This is a genomic window from Actinoplanes sp. URMC 104, assembly GCF_051386375.1.
Lineage (GTDB): Bacteria > Actinomycetota > Actinomycetes > Mycobacteriales > Micromonosporaceae > Actinoplanes.
The window spans coordinates 755,331-772,652 of the sequence record NZ_JBPQTO010000007.1; the positions used below are offsets into that span (position 1 = coordinate 755,331).

Here is a 17,322-nt window from a genome sequence, read left to right on the forward strand (position 1 = left end):
AACACCTGCGACGGCGGCCGCACCGTTCGGGCTGCTCGGGGCGCGTGTCAGCCGGTCCGTACGGGGTCGGTGCGCAGCAGCGGCCCGCCGGGCCCGTCGGTCTCGCCCTCGGGCCGGGTGCGGTCGGCGGCGTGCAGCAGGACGCGCAGCGTGGTCAGCACCGCCGTGGGCACCACGGCCGCCGCGGCAGCCCCGGCCACCGTCAGCGCCGAGCCGTTGAGCACCCCGGCGATCAGCGTCGCCACGGTCACCCCGGCCCCGGCCGCGCGCAGCGCCGGGTGCAGGCCGAACAGCCGGTTGAGCCCGCCCCACGGCGAGAACTGGCAGAACGCCAGCATCAGCACCCCGCCCACGGCCAGGATCGTCAGCGGGCTGTCCAGCAGGGCCTGCCCGTTGGCGGCGGCGGCGCGCTGCATGGCGGGCCCGGCGGTGCCGTTGGCGAGCTCGGTGAGCAGCCGGCCCACGATGCCCTGCTCGGCCGGGGCGCGGCGCAGGTCGACCACCGCGAAGCCGATCGTGACGGCCAGCCCGGCTACCGCGGCCCAGGCGAAGCGCGGGAACGTCAGCCAGCCGCCCGTGGTGATCGCGGCGGCCACGCAGACCCCGGCGGTGACGGCGATCGCGCCCACCGGGTCGGCCCCCAGGTACGGGCTGCCGACCATCACCACGCCGACCGCGCCCACCAGCACCATCACGACCGGCCGCCAGCGCCGGTTGATCCACTGGGCGAGCGTGCCGGCCAGCACGAGCAGCCCGGCCACGAAGATGCCCAGCCCGACGCTGCCCACCCCGGCGTAGCGGCCACCGGAGACCGCCGAGTAGCCCGCGACGCCGTTGAGCTGCAGCCGGGCACCGGTGAGCAGGTCGACGGCGACGACCAGCGCGGCGATGCCGGCGGCGGCGCCGAGCGGCCACAGCGTACGGCCGTAGCGCGGGGCGAGCCGGATGAGCGCGGTGCCAACCGCGATGAACAGGCCGGTCACGGTGCCGAACACCCACGCCGGGTGCGGGCTGCGCCACCACGGCGTCGCGTCGGCGAGCAGCGCGGCGGGGATGGCCAGCGCGGCCGCGGTCAGCGCCAGCTCGTACAGCCCGACCAGGCGCGGCGACGGCAGCGCGGGCCCGCGCGGCCCGGCGTGCCGGCGGGCGCGGACCATCACCGGCACGGTCAGCAGGAACAGCAGGATCTGCAGGCCGGCCAGCACGGTGAAGAAGATGCCGGCCACCGCGTTCTGGGCGACGGCCCGCTTGTCGGCGTTGTGCACGCCCAGCATCGCGTCGGCGACGTCGGCGGGCCGGCCCTCGGCCACGGTGGCGGCCCGCCCGGCGAACAGGTTCTCGGGCGCGGGCTTGCCCAGCGCGGTGAGCACCGTGGGCGCCAGGTCGATCAGCTGCAGGTAGCCGTCGCGGCCGGTGCCCGCGGAGGTGAGCCAGCCGCCGTTCCAGCCGTCGCCCTCGGCGATCGCCACGTGCAGCCGCGACGAGCGCTCGGTGTCCGAGACGCCGGCGACGATCAGCAGCGAGCGCTGCGGGCGGCCGGCCACGACCCGGGCCAGGATGGCGTCGGCCGCCTGCACCTGGGCCTGCCGCTGGGCGCCGGCGCCCGAGACCGTGCCGAGGTCGACGACGCTGAGGTTGCACTCCGACAGCAGCCCGCCGGTGTCGACCGGCAGCGAGGGCTGGTACTTGTCGACGCGCCCGAACGGGCGGGCGGCCGCCATCGCCGCGCCCGCCCCGAAGGCGTACGTGCAGCGCACCGACTCGGCCAGCGCGCCGGGCACCGCCCCGTACGGCAGCCGGTCCTGGTTGTTCTGCACGACGGTGCGCTGGTCGGTGAGGTTGGCGCCGATCGCGTCGGGCTGGGTGAGCGCCGGCTGCGCGGGCTCGCAGCGGCTGCCCGTGGTGTGCCGGGGCCAGGCCGCGTAGTTGCCGGCGCCGAGCGTGAGCCACCCGTCGGAGGGGCAGGTCACCCGCATCGCCGAGCGCACCGACAGCCACCCGATCGAGCCCTTCGACGCCTCCTGCCACAGCGTGGGTGTGCGCCGCGGGTCGAGGTCGTCCCAGCGCAGGCCCGGCGCCCCGGCCACGATGACGTAGTCGGCGCTGCCGGAGTTGGTCTGGTCGCCCGGGCGGATCGCCAGCCCGGCGAGGCTGGCCACCGCGATGAGCGCCACCATCACGTACGGCACCCACGCCGCGGCCCGCGGCCCGGGCGGGGTGGACACCGGCCGGACCCGGCGCAACCGGTCGAGAGCCCGCACCTATCGGCCCGTCGCTTCCGCGTACGCCCGCAGCACGTCCGCCACCGTGTCGGCCTCACGTGGCCAGGTCGCAGCCTGCTCGGGCCCGCGGGCGGCGTAGTCGGCGCGCATCCGCGGGTCGGCGAGCATCGCGCGCACCGCGTCGTCGAGCGCGTCGACGTCGCCGGGCGGGATCAGCACGGCCGCGTCGCCGACCAGCCCGGGCAGCCCGCCCACCGCGGTGGTGATCAGCGGCACGCCGGACTCGAGCGCCTCCTGGGCGAACAGCTGCCGCGCCTCCCAGGCGCTGGTGATCACCGCGAGGTCGGCGCCGAGCAGCAGGTCGGACACGTCGTTGCGCCGCCCGAGCAGGTGGAACGGCGCGTGCAGGCGGGAGGCCTGCTGGGCCAGCGCCATGTAGCTGGGCCCGGAGCCGGCCACCACGACCATCGGCGCCGGGTCGAGGCTGCGCCACCGGGCGGACGCCTCGACGAGCAGGTCGTAGCGCTTCTGCGGGTGCAGCCGCCCGACCGACAGGATCAGCGGCGTGCCCGCGGGCAGCCGGAACTCGGCGCGGACGGCCGAGCGGGTGCGCCGGGGCACGGGCAGGGTGGGCGCCGCGACCGCGCCCACGCGCGCGTTGCGGGCGCCGAGCGAGGCGGCCCGCTGCACGAGGTCGTCGGAGGCGCCCAGCGTGACCGTGGCGCTGCGGGCCACGACCCGTTCGACCAGGGTGGCGGCCTGCCCGCGCAGGCCCTTGCGGTCGAGCACGGCGTTGTGCCAGGTGACGACCAGCGGGGCGCCGGCGCGCGCGAGCTGGGCGACGAACCCGGCCCGGAAGCCGTGGGCGTGCACCACGTCCGGGCGGCCGGCGGCCAGCGCGCCGCGCAGCTGCCGGATGGCGCCCGCGTCCTGCGGGCCGGGGCTCGCGGGGATCTCGACGGGCACGAACGTGGCGCCGGCCGCGGCGAAGCCGAACAGCTCGTCGGTCGCCCCCGGTCCGCAGACGAGCACGTCGCAGTCGGCGGCGGTCAGCCCGCGCGCCAGCGAGGCGACGTGCTGGCCGACCCCGCCGGTGCTGGACGCCAGCACCAGAGCCACCGAACCACGCCAGTCGTCGCCCACGAACAGTCCTCCCCCTTCAGGTCCCGCGCCGCGTCAACCGGCGCGTCAGCGGCGCCAGGTCGCTGCGGGCAGCCGGGTAGGCCACGGCGCCGAAGACCGCGAGCACGGCGAGCCCACCCAATATGCCTTGCACGATGCTGCCGACGGGCTCCGGGGTCGGGCCGAAAAGCGCGCCGACCCCCGTCACCGCGGCCCACCCGGCGAGCGCGGCCAGGGCGGTGGCGACCAGCGTGACCAGCGTGACGCGGCCCAGCCCGGCGAGCGCCGCGGCTCCGGCGTGCCGGCGCACGGCGAGCACCAGCAACAGTCCGATGACCGACATTCCGATGCTGTTGGCCAGCCCCAGCCCGAACACCTGGCGGTCCTCCCCCAGCCCGGCCAGCGCGAGCGCGGACCCGGCGGCCACGACCCAGCCCACGGCCGTGGAGAAGGCGGCCGCGACCGTCGCCCCGCGGGCGTAGAGCGCGCGGGACAGCAGCGCGAACAGCGCGTAGCCGATCAGCCCCGGCGCGAACCCGGCGATCCCGGACGAGGCGGGGGCTGCGTCGATCAGGTACGCCGCGGGGCCCGCCACCGCGATCAGGGCGGCCACGCCGAGCCCCGCGAGCAGCATCACCGAGCGCGCCGAGGCCGACAGAGCCTTCCCGTACGCGTCCTCGTCCCCGCGGCTCGCGGCGGCCGACAGCGCCGGGTAGACCGCGGTCGCCATCGGCACCGCGAGCACCGCCCAGGGCAGCAGGAAGACGGTCTGCGCGGCGTTGTAGAGGGTCAGCGCGTTGCTGACCGCGAGCCCGATCACGACGATCGTCATGAGCTGCTGCGAGCCCACGGTGACTGCCCCCGCCCAGCCCAGCCGGATCGCCTGGCGGCCCGTGTCGCCGGGGAACCGCAGCGACGGCCGCAGCCGCAGCCGCAGCCTGCGCAGCGGGATCAGCAGGCAGAGCGCGAGCACCACGACGCCGCAGGTGGTGCCGGCCGACAGGATCAGCTCCCCGGTGCGGGTCAGCCCCGCGAAGTCGGACTTGGCGCCGTCGACGCCCGCGTACGACAGGTAGGCCGCCATCACCGTGATGCTGGACAGCAGCGGCGCGATGACCGGCCACGCGAACCGGTGGTGGGCCTGCAGCACACCGGTGAGCACGATGCCGACGCCGTACAGGGGCAGCTGCGGCGCGAAGACCCGCAGCATGCTCGCCGCCGTCTCCTGGTGGTCGGGCGGCACCTTGGGCAGCAGGCCGGCGATGGGCCCGGCCAGCAGCGCCACTCCGGCGGCCAGCGGCACCAGCAGCACGAGCACCCAGGTGAGCAGCGCCGAGGACACCGCGTTCACCCGATCGCGGTCGCCCGCCGCGACGGCGCCGGCCAGCAGCGGCACGACCAGGCTCGCCAGGGCGCCGCCCGCGACCAGCTCGAAGACGATGTTCGGGATGGTGTTGGCGGCGTTGTAGATGTTGCCCAGGCCGTCGTGGCCGACCGTGTGCAGGAAGACGAAGGTGCGCCCGAACCCGGCGACGCGGGCGACCACCGTGAGCACGGTGATCAGCGCCGCCGCCCCGGCGATCCGCGCCGCGGGAGCCTGGGTCACCGAGCCCGACGGCCCAGCTCGTCGATGGTGCGCAGCCACGGCGTGTCCTGGATGACCCTGGTGAAGCTGACCTTCTCGCTCGCCGCGGTCAGCGCGCCCAGCACGGTCAGCGCCGCGAGCCGGCCCGCCGGGCCGCTGCGGGCGACCAGCGCCACGCCGAGCAGCGCGCCCAGCGCGTTCGCGCCCGAGTCGCCCAGCATGATCTCCTCGCCCAGGTCGTCGGGCAGCAGCGCCGCCGACGCGCCGAGCGTGCCCGCCGCGATCCCGCCGCCGCGGCGCAGCGCCAGGGGCGCGCCGATGATCGCCCCGGCCTTGATCGCCCGGCCGGGGCGCAGGTCGAGCAGGTTGAGCAGGTTGGCCATGCCGGCGATGACGCCCGCGCCGACCAGCACGTCCGTCGTCCGGCCCGCCCGGCTCGACCGGCCGCTGCCGATCAGCGCGCTCGCGGCGAGGGCCGCCGTGCCCACCCCGGCGATCTTCACGAGGCCGCTGGTGACCTGTCCCTCGCGCAGCGCCCCCAGATGCCCCGCGAAACCCTTGGCCGCCTTCTGCTCGGGGCGGTTGCCCACGACGTCGTCGTAGAGCCCGACCGCGCCCGACACCGCGCCGGCGGTGACCGCCGCGGCGGCCAGCCGTCCGCCGGGAGCGCCCAGGGCCGCCGCCGTGGTCGCGCCGAGCGCAAGCGCCGGGCCACCGGCGAGCGTGACCGTGCGGCCGTGGAAGTTGGTGCGCTCGAGGGCGCCGGCGTGCTGATCGCGGCGGATCCAGGCGAGGGCGGCACGGCCGGCGGCGGCGCCGATGCCGAACGAACGGAGGAGGGCCATGGGTCGGAAGTTTAGAGACCGAGCGCTACGAGGCGCCCTTGGGCACCAGCGAGGCCGCGCCGGCCGCCAGCCCGTACTGGCCGATCTTCTTGTCGACGACCCGCTCGGCGGTGGCCATCGCGGTCGCCACCTGACCGTCCACGGTGCTGGCGTTGTCCACCGTGGAGATCCGCTTGACCAGCGTCGGGTCGCCGCGGACCGCGGAGATCAGGTTGCCGTCGCCCACGCCGTCGCCGGCCACCACCAGCAGCCGGTCCTCGCTGAACTGGGTCGCCATCGAGACCAGCGACTGCGCCTTCTTCGCCGCGTCCTTGTCGACGGCCGGCGCACCCGTGATCATCACGGTGGCCTCGGCGCCGCCGACGGCGTTGTCCCCCACGGCGATGTAGCTCTGCTTGCTGTACGCGGTCAGCACCGCGGTCACGTCACCCGCGGCGGGCTGGGTGACCGTGCCCGCGCCCGTGCCGGCGGAGGTCCGCTGCAGCAGGGCGAGCGCGAGCTGGGCGCTGGCCGTCTCGACGCTGTTGCTGTTCAGCGGCAGCCCGGCGATCGGGATGGTGGGCTGCGACGACTCGTTGACCAGGTCGAGCAGCTCGAGCTCGACCGCGGGGTCGAAGAACTTGTCCTGCACCGTGACCTTGGCGGTGACCGTGGCGCCGGCGATCGTCAGCATCGCGATCACCTTGTCGGCGTACTGATCGGTGCCGGGCAGCGCGAGCACCGCGAGCTTGCGCCCGGTCAGGCGGCCGTTCAGCACCGTGGGCGCGATCTCGGCGGCGAAGTCCTGGCTGCGGTCGAGCTCCTCGCGGTACTGGTTGATCTGGTCGCGCTTGTTGCTGTTGTCCTTGTTCAGCGCGCTGATCTGGCTCTTGAGGCTGTCGGCCACCGGACCGTTGAGCGCGGCGGTGCCCACGACCAGGCCGATGGCCAGGGCCAGGAAGACCGCGGTGAGCGACACCACGTGGTACCGGAAATTGATCACGACGAGCCCCGTAGTCGTTTCTAGAAAAGATGGCCGAGCTGGAAGACGAGATTGTCCCACCACTCGGAAACCACGGTCAGGTACGCCTTGCCGACCGTGGACACGGCCACCGCCGAGGCCATCGCGGCGGTCGCCGAGAGCACGAGCAGCAGCAGCGCCGAGCCGGAGATGTTCTGCCGGTAGAGCCGGCTCACACCCTTGGCGTCGACCAGCTTGCCGCCGACCTTGAGCCGGGTGAGGAACGTCGAGGCCATGCCGCCGCGGCCCTTGTCGAGGAACTCGACCAGGTTGGCGTGCGTGCCGACGGCCACGATCAGCGTGGCGCCCTTGTCGTCGGCGAGCAGCATCGCCAGGTCCTCGCTGGTGGCCGCGGCCGGGAAGGTCAGCGCGGCCACGTCGAGCTTGTGCACCCGCTCGAGACCGGGGGCACGGCCGTCCGGGTACGCGTGGACGACCACCTCGGCGCCGCAGCGCAGCACGTCGTCGGTCACCGAGTCCATGTCCCCGATGATCATGTCGGGGGTGTAGCCCGACTCCACCAGCGCGTCCGCGCCGCCGTCGACGCCGATCAGCACCGGCTTGTACTCGTGGATGTAGGGCCGCAGGACGTCCAGGTCGTCCTTGTAGTCGTAGCCGCGCACCACGATCAGCACGTGCCGCCCGGCGATGCGGGTCTGCACGTCGGGCACGCCCACGCCGTCGAGCAGCAGGTCGCGTTCCTGCTTGAGGTAGTCCATCGTGTTCGCCGCGAACGCCTCGAGCTGCACCGACAGGCCCTCGCGGGCGTCGGCCATCGAGCGCGCCACGGTCTCGGCGTCCTGCCGCACGCCGGTGGCGACCGGCTCGCCGTCGAGCAGCACGGTGTCGCCCTCGATGACCACCGAGTCGCCCTCGCCGAGCCGCTCGAAGATCTCTTCGCCGAGGTCGTCGATGAGCACGACGCCGTTCTTGATCAGCACCTCGGGACCGAGGTTGGGGTAGCGGCCGGAGATCGACGGCTTCGCGTTGAGCACGGCGGCCACCCCGACCGCGACCAGGGCGTCGGCGGCCACGCGGTCGATGTCGACGTGATCGATCACGGCGATCTCGCCGGGGCGCAGCCGGCCGGTCAGACGCTTGGTCCGGCGGTCGAGGCGGGCGGTGCCGGTCAGGGCATCGGGATCGGTGCTCCGGGCGCGGCGCAAGGTGGGAAGTCGCATCACGGCCATCCTGACATGCCGGGTCACACGCCTGACACGCGACATGCGGCAACTCACCCACAAAAGGGGCAAACGCCCCGCTCGATCCCTCCGGTCATGGTGTCACGACCGTACCCGCTGGTCAGCCCCTTTTCTCGCGGCCCGCGACCGCCAGCAGCTCCTCGGCGTGCGCGATGCCCAGATCGGAGTCGGGCAATCCGGCGAGCATGCGCGACAGCTCCCGCGCCCGCTCGGTCTCCTCGACGATCCGCACCCCGCTCGTGGTGATCGCGCCGCCGGTGTCCTTGGCGACGACCAGGTGCCGGTCGGCAAACGCGGCTACCTGCGGCAGGTGGGTCACCACGAGCACCTGGTGGGTGCGCGATAGCCGGGCCAGCCGCTTGCCGATCTCGACCGCCGCGGTGCCGCCCACCCCCGCGTCGACCTCGTCGAACACCAGCGTCTCAGGGCCGCCCGCACCGGCGAAGACCACCTCGATCGCGAGCATCACCCGGGACAGCTCGCCGCCGGACGCGCCTTTCTGCAGCGGCAGCGACGGCGCGCCCGGGTGGGCCAGCAGCCGCAGCTCCACCTCGTCGGCGCCGTCGGGCCCGACGGGCAGCTCCGCGGCGGTGGGGTCGTCCTTGCCGGCCGCCCGCGGCACGACAGCGACCTCGACCCTCGCGTGCGGCATGGCCAAGCCCGCGAGCTCGACGCTGACCGCCTCGGAGAAGCGGCCCGCGGCCTCGACGCGCGCCTCGGTGAGCCGGGCCGCCAGCTCGCCCACCTGGGCGGCCAGCCGCTGGCGCTCCCGGTCGAGCTCGTCGAGCAGCTCGTCGGAGGAGTCGAGCGCGGCCAGCTTGGCGCGCGCGTCCTCCGCCCAGGCGATCACGCCCTCGACGTCGTCGGCGTATTTGCGGGTGAGCCCGCGCAGCGCGGCGCGGCGCTCGTAGATCTGCTCGAGCCGGGCCGGATCGGCGTCGAGGGTGCCCAGATAGGCCGAGAGCTCCGCGGAGACGTCGCCCACCAGGGTGGCCGCCTCCTCGATGCGCGCGGCCAGCTCGCCCAGCACCGGGTCGACCGCGGCCTGCGCCTCGAGCGTGCGGCGGGCCGTGCCCAGCAGCTGGGTCGCGTCGGGCGCCTCGTCGGTCACCTCGACGCCGCCCGCGAGGGCCTGCGCGGCCAGCGACGCCGCCACCCGCAGGCCCTCGGCGTGCTCGAGGCGCTGCACCTCGGCGCGCAGCTCGTCGTCCTCGCCGGGCTGCGGGTCGACCCGGGTGATCTCGTCGAGGCCGAGCTTGAGCAGGTCGGCCTCCTGCGAGCGCGCGCGGGCGTTGCGGCGGCGGTCGGCCAGGTCGTCGACGACGGCGCGCCAGCGGGCGTACGCCTCGCGGTAGGTCTCGAGCAGCTTCTCGTGCTCGGGCCCGGCGAAGCGGTCGAGCGCGGCGCGCTGCTCGGCCGGGCGCAGCAGCCGCAGCTGGTCGGACTGGCCGTGCACAGCCAGCACCCGCTCGCCCAGGTCGCTGAGCATCGACACCGGCATGCTGCGGCCGCCCACGTGCGCGCGGGAGCGGCCCTCGATGGTCACCGTGCGGCTCAGCAGCACCGAGCCGTCGTCGTCGATCTCGGCGCCGGCCTCGCTGACCCGGGTCGCCACCTCGTCGCCCAGCTTGCCGCCCACCCGCAGCCGGCCCTCGACGACCGCGCGGCCCGGATCGGCGCGCACCCGGCCGGCGTCGGCGCGGCCGCCGAACAGCAGCCCCAGACCGGTCACGACCATGGTCTTTCCGGCACCGGTCTCACCGGTGATGACGTTCATGCCCGACGTCAGCCGCAGCGTCGTGTCGTCGATGACGCCGAGCCCGGTGATGCGCAGTTCCTCCAGCACACGGCAGACAGTATCGGTGCCCCCCGACATTTGCCCACCGCGGTCGCGGGCGATTACCGCCTGTTGCCACGCCACCCCTCCACGGGCAGGGCGAACTTCGCGACGAGCACGTCGGTGAATGGCCGCGGCTGCAGGTGCACCAGCCGTACGGGAAGCCGGCCGCGCTCGACGGTGACCTTGGCGCCCGGCGGGAGGTCCCACGTGCGGCGGCCGTCGCAGCAGAGCACCGCGAACGACGTGTACGGGTCGACGGTGAGCACGAACGACGAGGTCGGCGCGGTCACCAGCGGCTTGCTGAACAGCGCGTGCGCGCTGATCGGCACCAGCAGCAGCGCCTCGACCTCGGGCCAGACCACGGGGCCGCCGCCGGAGAACGCGTACGCCGTCGAACCGGTCGGCGTCGCGCAGACCACGCCGTCGCAGCCGTAGCGCGCCAGCGGGCGGCCGTCCACGTCGACCAGCAGCTCGAGCATCTGGGCGCGCTGGCCCTTCTCGACGCTCACCTCGTTGAGCGCCCACGACTCGGCGATCACGCGGCCGCCGTACTCGGCCCGCACGTCGAGCGTCAGCCGTTCGTCCACCTTGTACGTGCCGTCGACGACCTCCTTGACGGCCTGGTCGAGGTGGTCGATCTCGGCCTCGGCCAGGAACCCCACCTTGCCGAGGTTGATGCCCAGCAGCGGCGCCTTCGCCGGGCGGGCCAGCTCGGCCGCGCGCAGGAACGTGCCGTCCCCGCCCATCGCCAGCACGATCTCCGCACCCTCGGCCGCCTCGGGACCCTCCACCGGCGTCACCTCGGGCGGCAGGTCGAGGTCGGCGACCTCCTCGGCGATCACCCGCACCTCGAAGCCGGCCGCGAGCAGGTCGCGGGCCACCGTCCGGGCGTGCTGGGTGCTCTGCCGCCGGCCGGTGTGCGTGACCAGCAGGGCCGAGCGCGTCATGTGTCCTCCAAGGGGGCGGCCGTCTGCTCAGGCCCGAGCGAAGCTACCTTGATCGCGGGGCCCGCGGCGACAACTCTTTCGATGTCCGCCCGATCGGCGGGCGGCGCGTCCCGGCGGAACCACACGAAGAACTCGACGTTGCCGCTCGGCCCCGGCAGCGGGCTCGCGGTCACCCCGGCGACCCCGAGGCCCAGCCCGGCGGCCGCCACGGCGACGTCGAGCACCGCCTCGGCCCGCAACTGCCAGTCCCGGACCACTCCCCCGGCGCCCACCCGGTCCTTGCCCACCTCGAACTGCGGCTTGACCATGAGCGCGAGGTCGCCGTCCGGCGCCGTGCACGCGGCCAGCGCCGGCAGCACCAGCCGCAGCGAGATGAACGACAGGTCCGCCACGGTCAGGTCGACCGGGCCGCCGATCGACTCCGCGGTGATCGACCGGACGTTCGTACGCTCGAGGACCACGACCCGCCCGTCGGTGCGGATCGGCCACGCGAGCTGGCCGTAGCCGACGTCGACCGCGACCACCTGGCGGGCCCCGGCGCGCAGCAGCACGTCGGTGAAGCCGCCCGTGGAGGCTCCCGCGTCCAGGCAGCGCCGCCCCTCGACGCCCAGGCCGCGCGGGCCGAACGCCTCGAGCGCGCCGGCGAGCTTGTGCCCGCCGCGCGAGACGTACTCGGTCGCCGGATCCTCCCCGGTGACGACCACCGGGTCGGCCGGGTCGACCATCGCCGCGACCTTGCGCGCCACGGTGCCGCGCACCTGCACGCGGCCCGCCTCGACCAGCGCGGCGGCCTGCTCGCGGGAGCGGGCCAGCTTGCGGCGCACCAGCTCGGCGTCGAGCCGCGCACGACGAGCCATCAGGACCTCACCAGGCTCTCACCGGTCGATGCTCGCCAGGGTCTCCTGGAGCACCTGGTGCGCCGCCTCGTACTCGGCGATCTGCTCGGCCGGCGCGAGCCGGGCGGCGTTCTCCAGCGAGCGCAGCACGGCGTCCACGGCCGGGTGGCCGGTCTCCTCGACGATCCGCCCGGTGGCCTCGTCGACCGCCGGCGGCACGCTCACCGCGGCGGCCTGAGCACTCCCCGGTTGTCCGCCGCCCTGATGCAGCGAGGGAGCGTGCGCCGGCGGGCGCGGCACCGCCGGCGGCCCGGGCCGGAAGCCACCCGGCGTCGGGCCGGGCTTCGGGAACGTCATCGGTCACCGGCCTCCGGGCTCTGCGGCTCGGTCGCCGGGGCCGGCGGCAGCTCGGTGGCGGCCGCGGCGTCGCGCACACCCGCGGTGGGTGAGTCGGCGGTGCCGGGCGCGGCCTTCTTGGCAGCGGCCTTCTTCGCAGCCTTCTTGGCGGGCGCCTCGGGGTTCGCGGCCTTCTTCGCCACCGCCTTTTTGGCTACGGTCCGCTTCGCGGCGGCCTGCTGAGCCGGGGTGCCCTGCTCCTCGGCCTCCACCGTGGCCGGAGCCACCTTCGCCGTGGCCCTCTTCTCCGGGGGCAGCACCTCGTCCGGCGCCTTGGCCACCGCCTTCTTCGCGCCCGCCTTCTTCGCGACGGCCTTCTTCGCCGGGGGCTCCGACACGGTTGCGATGTTCGCCTGCGGCGTCGACGGGGTCGTGCCCGCGGCCGGCATCCGGTTGGGCGCCGCCTTCTTCGCCACGGCCTTCTTCGCCGTGCGGCGGGGAACCGGCGCCGGCTGCTCGATGCGGCTGCCCCCGAGCGTGGGCTCGCTGTCGATGTCCGCCCCGGCGTCACCCGCGGCGCGCGACTGCGCCTCCCGCAACTGCCGCTCGAGGTCGCGTACGCGATCCGTCAGCTCGGTGACCTCCTCGGCGGTGGCCAGCCCCACCACGCCCAGCGCCCGGTCAACCTCATAGCGCACGATGTTGGTCAGCGCCTCACGGTTCGCCATGCCGGCCGACAGCAGATCGTCGACCAGGCCCTGCAGCTGCGCCGCCGTGGCGCCGCCCCGGTTCACCAGCTCGCCCGCCACCTTCTGGGCACGCTTGCGCGGTGTTTCGGTCAGTCCGAGCGCCATCTCCAGATACGCCCGCCATGCGTCCGGCATCTTCCGCTCCTCTCGCGGCTCGTCGGGTGCCACGCTACCGGGCGCCCGGCGACACTTAGTGAGGTACGGTGCGGTACGCGCACCGGGTGTCGTGACGAAAGGGGTCCGATGGCGACCGTGGAGGAGTGCCGGCAGGCGTTGCACGACCTGGCCGCGAGGCTGGAACGCAACGCGGAGACCCGCGGGAAACTCGACTTCGACCGGACGCTGGCGTGCCGCGTCCCCGACCTCGGGACCGCTTTCCACGGCCGGCTGTCCGACGGGCTGCTCACCGACATCGCCGACGGCGACGACCCCAAGGCGAAGATCGCCCTCATCGCGAACGGCGACGACCTGCTGGCCCTGGTCGCCGGGCGGCTCGACGTCACCCGCGCGGTGGCCGCCCGCCAGGTGCAGATCAAGGCCAACCCGTTCGACCTGCTGAAGCTGCGCAAGCTCCTCTGAGGGTCGACCTGTCGAAGCCGCGCAAGCTCCTCTGAGGCTCGGCCTGCCGAAGCCGCGCACGCTCCTGTGAGGTCAGAGATTCCAGGAGCGCAGGAGCTCGCGCGCCGCGTCGGAGGCCGGCTCCACGGCGGTCACCGGCACGCCGTCCCACGTGGCGGCGCAGAGCAGCCGCAGCGCGACCACCGCGTCGCCCGCACCGTCGAGGGTCGCCGAATCACCGTTGCGGGTGACGGACCAGCCCCCGGCCTTGTTCGCGTCCAGCGGCACGGCTGACTCGGCGGCGGGGCGGAACAGGCCCGACAGGTCGGCGGCCACGTAGGTGGGGCGGCGCGACGCGTCGGCGGCCAGCAGGTCGGCCGGGCTGCTCACGCCGGTCAGGACCAGCAGGCTGTCCAGGCCGGCGGTGACGGCGCCCTGGATGTCGGTGTCCAGCCGGTCGCCGACGGCCAGGGGGCGTACGGCCCGGGACTGCGCGGCGGCCGTGGTGAACAGCGCCGGCTCGGGCTTGCCGACGACCAGGTCGGGATCGCGGTCCAGGGCGGTGCGCAGCACGGCGACCAGCGAGCCGTTGCCCGGCAGCGGGCCACGCGGGCTGGGCAGCGTGCGGTCGGTGTTGGTGGCCACCCACAGCGCGCCCGCGCGCACGGCCAGCGCCGCCTCGGCGAGGATGCGCCAGCCCACCTCCGGGCCGTAGCCCTGCACCACCGCGGCGGGCTCGTCCTCGGCGGAGTCCACCAGGGTGAGGCCCGCGTCGGTGACCTCGTCGCGCAGCGCGTCGGCGCCGACGACCAGCACCGGGGCGCCGGCGGGCAGCTTCTCGGCGAGCAGGGCGGCCGAGGCGCCGGCCGAGGTGAGCACCTCGGCCGGCTCCGCGGGAACACCCATGCCGGTCAGCAGGGCGGCGACGTCGGCGGCGCGGCGGGACGCGTTGTTGGTCGCGTACGCCACCGCCGTGCCCCGCGAGCGCAGCTGCTCCATCGCCTCCGACGCGCCGGGGATCGGCTTGTCGATCAGGTACACGACCCCGTCGAGGTCGAAGATCACCAGGTCGTAGCCGCCGGCCAGGTCCTCGGTCACGCCTCGGGCTGCTTCCGCTCGACGACGAACTCGTCGCCGGCGGCCTTGCCCTTGTCGTCACCCTCGCCCTGGTCGCCCTTGGCGCCCTCGTCGCCCTTGGCGCCCTCGTCGCTCGCCGCCGGCTCGGCCTTCGCGGTCTCCTCGGCCGGGGCGGCCGGCTCGGTCGCCGGGGCCTGCGCGCGCTTGGCGTCGAGCTCGTCGGCGAGGTCCTCGGCGTCCGCCTCCAGCTCCTCCGCCACGTCCTCGACGGCCACCGGGTCGGTGTTGACGTCGGTGTCGGTCACAGCGACCGTCCCGCCGTCCTCGTCGTCCTCGTCGTCTTCGCCTTCTTCGTCGTCCTCGTCGTCTTCGTCGTCCAGGCGGGCGTCCGCGTCGGCGTCGTCCTCGAACTCGTCGTCTTCGTCGTCGCCGTCCTCGGCGGCGGCCCGGGTGTCGGCGTCACGCTCGCCGGCCCCGCCGGAGGTCGCACCGGTGCGCTCGTCGCCGGCCTCGTCCTCCTCGTCCTCGAGGGTCACGCCGTCGAGCTCGAGCAGCCGCTCGGCCGCGTCGGTGAGGCCCTCGTCGTCGGCCGCCGCGGCGCGGGTGAACCACTCGCGGGCCTCCTCGCGCCGGCCGGCGGCGAGCAGGGCGTCGGCGTACGCGTAACGCAGCCGCGCCGCCCACTCGGCGTCCGCGTCGGCGGTCAGCTCACGGACCTGCAGCATCGCCACGGCCGCGTCGTGCTGGCCGAGGTCGCTGCGGGCGCCCGCCGCCACGATCAGCAGCTCGATGGCGCCGGACTTGTCGAGCTTCTCGAGGTCCGCCCCGCGGTACAGGTCGATCGCCCGCTCCGGACGGCCCAGCGCGCGCTCGCAGTCGGCCAGCTCGGCCAGGTGCGTCTGCCGCCCGGTCATCCGGTGGTACGTGCGCAGCTCGGCGATCGCGGTCGTCCAGTCACCCGCGGCGTACGCGGCCAGACCCACAGCCTCGCGCACGACCGCGATGCGGGACGCCAGCCGCCGCGCCGCGATCGCGTGCTGCAGCGCCAGCTCCGCGTCCTCGTCGATGATCTGACCGGCCGCCACGAGGTGCCGCGCGACCTTGTCCGCGATGTCGCGCGCCAGCGTCAGCAGCTCGGCGCGCACCTCCTTGTCGAGGTCGGCCGCCTCGATGTCCTCGGGGATCTCGGGCGCCTTGAAGACCGGCTGGTCGTCGCGCGCCCGGTCGTCCTCGGCCGGGTGCGAACGCTGGTCGCGGTCGTCGCGGACCCGCGGGTACTGCTCCTCGCGACCGCGGTAGCCGCCGTCACGCGGCCCCCGGTCGCCGCGGTCCTGATATCCGCCGCGCTCGCGGTCCTGGTAGCCGCCGCGCTCGCGGTCCTGGCCGCGCTCACGGTCCTGATATCCGCCGCGCTCACGGTTGCCGTAGCCGCCGCGGTCGCCGTAGCCCCCACGGTCGCGGTCGCCGTAGCCTCCGCGGTCACGGTCGCCCCGGTAGCCGCCGCGGTCACCCTGCGGACGGTCACCCTGGGGACGGTCGCCCTGCGGACGGTCCCGGTACGGGCGGTCGCCCTGCGGACGGTCCCGGAAGCCACTGCCGCCCCGGTTGCCCGGCCGGTCGCCCTGCGGACGGTCGCGGAACCCGCCCCGGTCCTGGAAGCCGCCCCGGTCGTCGCGGTTCTGGTAGCCACCGCGGTCACGGTCGCCCCGGTAACCCCCCGAGCCGCCCTGGAAGCTGCCCCGCGCACCGCCGGCCTCACGGTCGCCGCGGTAGCCGCCCTGCGGACGGTCCCCACGATCCTGGAAGCCGCCACGGTCACGGTCGCGGAAGCCACCGCCCTGGGGACGGTCACCGCCGCGGTAGCCGCCCCGGTCGTCGCGGTTCTGGTAGCCACCGCGGTCGCGGAAGCCGCCACCCTGCGGACGGTCCCCACGGTCCTGGAAGCCGCCACGGTCACGGTCGCGGAACCCGCCACCTTGCGGACGGTCCCCACGGTCCTGGAAGCCGCCACGGTCACGATCGCGGAAGCCACCGCCCTGCGGACGGTCACCGCCCCGGAAGCCGCCACCCTGCGGGCGATCGCCACGGTCCTGGAAGCCGCCACGGTCACGGTCGCGGAAGCCACCGCCCTGCGGACGGTCACCGCCCCGGAAGCCGCCACCCTGCGGACGGTCGCCACCGCGGAAGCCGCCCTGGGGCCGGTCGCCGCGGTAGCCTCCGCGGTCGCCGCCACCCTGGTATCCACCTCGGTCGCCACCACGGTCGCGGAACCCGCCACCCTGCGGACGGTCACCCCGGTCCTGAAAGCCGCCACGGTCACGATCGCGGAAGCCACCGCCCTGCGGACGGTCACCGCCCCGGAAGCCGCCACCCTGCGGACGGTCGCCACCGCGGAAGCCGCCCTGCGGACGGTCGCCACGGTCCTGGTAGCCGCCACGGTCGCGGAAGCCGCCCTGGGGACGGTCGCCACCGCCGTAACCGCCACGGTCGCCGCCGCGCGGGCCACCGGAGTAGCCGCCACGGTCCCGGTCCCCACCGCGGAAGCCCCCGCGGTCCTGGAAGCCGCCACGGTCGCGGTCGCCGCCACGGAAACCACCACGGTCGCCGCCCCGGTCACTCCCGCGGAACCCGCCACGGTCGCCGCCGCGGTCTCCACCGCGGAACCCGCCACGGTCGCCGCCGCGGTCGCGGTCGCCGGAGTAGCCACCGCGGTCACGGTCGCCGCCACGGAACCCGCCGCGGTCGCCGCGATCCTGGTAGCCACCGCGGTCCCGGTCACCCCGGGAGTCACCACGGTCGCCCTCGCGGCCGCGGCCGGCCGGGCGCTCGTCGTCGCGACGGCCCGAGCCGCCGTCGTCCTGGGGTCCAGTAGTCACGGATCAAATCCTTCCGGTACGGCCGGCCCTCGGCATGGCGGGCTTGCCTCAGCGTTCAAAGTTACTCGGGGGCGAACACACAAAAGCAGTCGAGGGCCGACCCCGTCCGGGGCGGCCCTCGACTGTC

At 75.1% G+C, this 17,322-nt stretch carries 14 protein-coding genes and 1 pseudogene; 2 read left to right on the top strand and 13 right to left on the bottom strand.

Annotated elements, in window-relative coordinates; translation table 11 throughout:
- Positions 1–47: 47 nt before the first annotated feature.
- From ACSNN8_RS24965 to ACSNN8_RS25015, 11 genes are all read right to left on the bottom strand, one after another.
- Complete coding sequence (locus ACSNN8_RS24965) at positions 48–2,261, bottom strand: hypothetical protein (RefSeq protein ID WP_436651951.1); 2,214 nt, start codon at positions 2,259–2,261, stop codon at positions 48–50.
- Positions 2,262–3,365, bottom strand: coding sequence for a glycosyltransferase family 4 protein (locus ACSNN8_RS24970; RefSeq protein WP_436651953.1), 1,104 nt, complete (start codon positions 3,363–3,365; stop codon positions 2,262–2,264).
- 16 nt (positions 3,366–3,381) lie between these two features.
- Positions 3,382–4,950: a murein biosynthesis integral membrane protein MurJ gene (gene murJ / locus ACSNN8_RS24975; protein ID WP_436651955.1), complete on the bottom strand. Its 1,569-nt coding sequence runs from the start codon at positions 4,948–4,950 to the stop codon at positions 3,382–3,384.
- Positions 4,947–5,774: a hypothetical protein gene (locus ACSNN8_RS24980; protein WP_436651956.1), complete on the bottom strand. Its 828-nt coding sequence runs from the start codon at positions 5,772–5,774 to the stop codon at positions 4,947–4,949. The genes murJ and ACSNN8_RS24980 overlap by 4 nt, the downstream gene beginning before the upstream one ends.
- A gap of 25 nt (positions 5,775–5,799) precedes the next feature.
- Entirely contained in the window at positions 5,800–6,756 is a 957-nt protein-coding gene (locus ACSNN8_RS24985) for a copper transporter (protein WP_436651957.1), read from the bottom strand.
- A 20-nt stretch (positions 6,757–6,776) separates the two neighbouring features.
- Complete coding sequence (steA, locus tag ACSNN8_RS24990) at positions 6,777–7,955, bottom strand: putative cytokinetic ring protein SteA (protein WP_436651958.1); 1,179 nt, start codon at positions 7,953–7,955, stop codon at positions 6,777–6,779.
- A 121-nt stretch (positions 7,956–8,076) separates the two neighbouring features.
- A complete protein-coding gene (recN, locus tag ACSNN8_RS24995; protein WP_436651959.1) occupies positions 8,077–9,822 on the bottom strand; it encodes a DNA repair protein RecN in 1,746 nt (581 codons plus the stop codon).
- Between the two features lie 53 nt (positions 9,823–9,875).
- Entirely contained in the window at positions 9,876–10,763 is an 888-nt protein-coding gene (locus ACSNN8_RS25000) for an NAD kinase (RefSeq protein WP_436651960.1), read from the bottom strand.
- The gene (locus ACSNN8_RS25005) at positions 10,760–11,620 is read right to left on the bottom strand and encodes a TlyA family RNA methyltransferase (RefSeq protein ID WP_436651961.1); all 861 of its coding nucleotides are present in this window, start codon (positions 11,618–11,620) and stop codon (positions 10,760–10,762) included. The genes ACSNN8_RS25000 and ACSNN8_RS25005 overlap by 4 nt, the downstream gene beginning before the upstream one ends.
- Positions 11,621–11,638: 18 nt before the next feature.
- Positions 11,639–11,956 carry a hypothetical protein gene (locus tag ACSNN8_RS25010; protein WP_436651962.1) on the bottom strand — a complete coding sequence of 106 codons (318 nt, stop codon included), beginning with the start codon at positions 11,954–11,956 and terminating at the stop codon, positions 11,639–11,641.
- Positions 11,953–12,819 (bottom strand): hypothetical protein, encoded by an 867-nt coding sequence (locus ACSNN8_RS25015; protein WP_436651963.1) that lies wholly within the window; start codon positions 12,817–12,819, stop codon positions 11,953–11,955. Before ACSNN8_RS25015 ends, ACSNN8_RS25010 begins: the two co-directional genes overlap by 4 nt.
- Before the next feature lie 108 nt (positions 12,820–12,927).
- Here ACSNN8_RS25015 and ACSNN8_RS25020 point away from each other — a divergent pair, with 108 nt between their 5' ends.
- Positions 12,928–13,263, top strand: a complete 336-nt coding sequence (locus ACSNN8_RS25020; protein ID WP_436651964.1) for an alkyl sulfatase C-terminal domain-containing protein — start codon at positions 12,928–12,930, stop codon at positions 13,261–13,263.
- A 72-nt stretch (positions 13,264–13,335) separates the two neighbouring features.
- On the opposite strand, the gene ACSNN8_RS25025 is transcribed toward ACSNN8_RS25020, so the two are convergent.
- Both ACSNN8_RS25025 and ACSNN8_RS25030 read right to left on the bottom strand, forming a co-directional pair.
- Complete coding sequence (locus ACSNN8_RS25025; RefSeq protein ID WP_436651965.1) at positions 13,336–14,340, bottom strand: HAD-IIA family hydrolase; 1,005 nt, start codon at positions 14,338–14,340, stop codon at positions 13,336–13,338.
- On the bottom strand, positions 14,337–15,464 hold the full coding sequence (locus ACSNN8_RS25030) for a Replicase polyprotein 1ab (RefSeq protein ID WP_436651966.1): 1,128 nt from the start codon (positions 15,462–15,464) through the stop codon (positions 14,337–14,339). Before ACSNN8_RS25030 ends, ACSNN8_RS25025 begins: the two co-directional genes overlap by 4 nt.
- Positions 15,465–15,557: 93 nt before the next feature.
- Between ACSNN8_RS25030 and ACSNN8_RS25035 the strand changes: the two are divergent.
- Positions 15,558–17,322: pseudogene (locus ACSNN8_RS25035) on the top strand (hypothetical protein); the annotation flags it as partial.